Below are 2610 nucleotides of genomic sequence, written 5' to 3'. Positions count from 1 at the left end.
GGTCGGGCACGACCAGCAGGGCGCCGCGCCCTGAGGTCACGGTGGCGGCGACGGCGGTCGCGAGGGCGGTCGCCCATCCGGGGCCGGGCAGCGCCGTCCAGACCGCCCGCGGCGACTCCCCCGCCGCCAGGCGGCTCACCAGCGCGGGGCCGGCCGCGTAGTCCAGCCAGGGCCCGGGTGCCGGAGCGAGGGGTTCCGGACCCTGCGGCGCCGCAGGGTCCGGAGCTGCCGCGGGCCGCGCACGCTCCGTGCCGGCGTGGCGGGGCGGGACCGCGAGGCGGAGGACGTCGGTGAGGGTGCCCGCGTAGGCGTCCGCGACCGCCCGGGCGAGTTGCAGGACCGGCTGGGTGAGGACCGGCTCGGGCGACACGAGCCGGCGGATGGGGGTGAGCGGCCCTGAGTGGCCGGAACGGGCGACCCGGTCGAGGATGTACCCGTCGACGTCCTGCCCCGCGAAGCGCACCCGCACCCGGGTCCCCGGCCGCGCCGTGTCCGCCATCCCGGCGGGGACGGTGTAGTCGAACGGCCGGTCGAGATGCGGCAGGGGAACGTCCACGACGACGCGGGCCACGGGCAGGTCCGCGGCGGACGGCTCGGGCGGCCGGGGACGGCGTCCTCGCGTGGCGGCGCGCAACAGCTCAAGCTGGCCCTCACCGGCCGTGGCCGGCGGGGCGCCGTCGCCGCCCGCAACGCTCGGTGTCACGACGCCATCCTGCCGGGCACCGCGGACATCGCACCGCCGCGCCCCGAACTGTCCGACCCTGCTGATACATCTGCGGTCATCAAGGATTCGAAGAGTCCGCGCAACGAGCGGCACACCCGACGGATGCGGAAAACGGAGCACCGATGAGGAAATGGCACGGAAACCCCTGGGCGATCCTGATCACCTTGTCCCTGGGCTTCCTCATGACACTGATCGACCTGACCATCGTCAACATCGCGATCCCGAGCATGATGGATCAGCTCGGCGCGTCTCTGGATCATGTCCTGTGGGTGGTCAATGCCTACACGCTCGTCCTCGCCGTCCTTCTGATCACGGCGGGCCGGCTCGGCGACCTGCGCGGCCAGCGCAACCTGTTCATCGCAGGCGTGGCACTGTTCACGCTGGCCAGCCTCGCCTGCGGTCTGGCGCAGACGCCCGGGCAGCTCATCGCCGCGCGCGCCGTCCAGGGTGTCGGCGCGGCCGCGCTGATGCCGCAGACCATGGCGATCATCGTCGGGACGTTCCCGGCCAACCGGCGGGGTACGGCGCTCGGCGTCTGGGGGGCCGTCGCGGGGCTGGCGACGGTCATCGGGCCGACACTGGGCGGCCTCCTGGTCACCGGTGTGGGCTGGCGCTGGATCTTCCTGATCAACATCCCGATCGGGCTGGCCGTCCTCGCCGCCTCCTTCGCCGTCATCCCCGACGCCCGCGTGGAGCGGCGGCACCGGTTCGACTGGCCGGGCGTGGCCCTGGCGTCGGCAGCACTGTTCTGCATCACGTTCGCCCTCACCGAGGGCCAGCGCTACGAGTGGAACGCCGGGATCTGGGGCCTGCTGGCCGGTGGCCTGGCGCTGGTGGGCGTCTTCCTGGCCTACCAGCGCACGAGGCAGGAGGCCGAGCCGCTGGTGCCGTTCGCGCTGTTCCGTGACCGCAACTTCTCGATCATGAACTTCGTCGGGGCGGCGGTGTCGGTCGGGATCCTGGGCTTCTTCCTGACGATCACGATCTACCTCCAGTCCGTGCTCGGCTTCTCCGCGCTCAAGGCCGGGCTCGTGCTCGTCGCCTCGTCCGTGGTGTCCATGGTGGTGGCGCCGTTCGCGGGCCGGCTGGCGGACCGCTGGGGCGGCAAGTACATCCTGGCCTTCGGTCTCCTGATGTTCGCCGTGGCGTCGGCGTGGATCGCGCTCGTTGCGGGGGTGGGGACGTCGTGGACGACGTTCCAGCCGCCACTCCTGATCATGGGCCTGGGCATGGGCTGCGTGTTCGCGCCGATGGCGACCGAGGCGATGCGCGGCGTGCCGCCGGTGCTCGCCGGCGCCGCCTCGGGGGTTCTCACGACGGTCCGCCAGGTCGGCGCGGTGCTCGGGAGCGCGTCCGCGGGCGCGCTGCTCCAGAACCGGCTGGCGTCGGCGCTCACGGACGAGGCCACCACGAGGGCCCACGAGATTCCGGCGACGTACCGGGAGCAGTTCATCGCCGGTTTCCAGGATGCCGGGCACCAGGGCCTGGAGGCGGGGGACGGCCGGCCGAGCCTCGGACTGCCGCTGACCGACCTCCCCGCCGCGGTGGCGGCCCAACTCCAGCGGGTGGCCACCGAGGTGTTCCGGCACGGGTTCGTCGACGCGCTGGGGTGGACGCTCGTCCTGCCGACCGTCGTGATCCTGGCGGCAGCCGTGGCGTGCCTCGGCATGACCCGGCTGGTCGGCGGCGGCTCCGCGGGCGGCCAGGCCACGGAGGCATCACCGGAGGCCGTGAGCCCAGCGGTCAGCTGACGGGCCCCAATGGGCGCGGCGCCGTACGACTCGCCTGCGTGTCGCGACACCAGCCCTGACGGAGAAACCACAGTGTGACGTTTTAGTGATCATTCATCCCGGATGATCACTAAAACGTCACACTGTGAGCTGTGG

At 72.6% G+C, this 2610-nt stretch carries 2 protein-coding genes; one reads left to right on the top strand and one right to left on the bottom strand.

Annotated elements, in window-relative coordinates; all coding sequences use genetic code 11:
* Positions 1 to 703 (bottom strand): primosomal protein N' family DNA-binding protein (locus AC08OU_RS21650; protein ID WP_476605655.1); only part of this gene is annotated, 703 nt, incomplete at its 3' end.
* Between the two features lie 143 nt (positions 704 to 846).
* Here AC08OU_RS21650 and AC08OU_RS21645 point away from each other — a divergent pair.
* Positions 847 to 2475 (top strand): DHA2 family efflux MFS transporter permease subunit, encoded by a 1629-nt coding sequence (locus AC08OU_RS21645; RefSeq protein ID WP_476605654.1) that lies wholly within the window; start codon positions 847 to 849, stop codon positions 2473 to 2475.
* Positions 2476 to 2610 lie beyond the last annotated feature (135 nt).

The organism is Frankia sp. CcMO1 (genome assembly GCF_977945845.1).
This window is presented reverse-complemented; position numbering and strand designations above follow the sequence as displayed.

Coding starts and splice junctions, on each gene's coding strand:
- AC08OU_RS21645 (WP_476605654.1), top strand. CDS start 847: ATGAGGAAATGGCACGGAAACCCCTGGGCGATCCTGATCACCTTGTCC.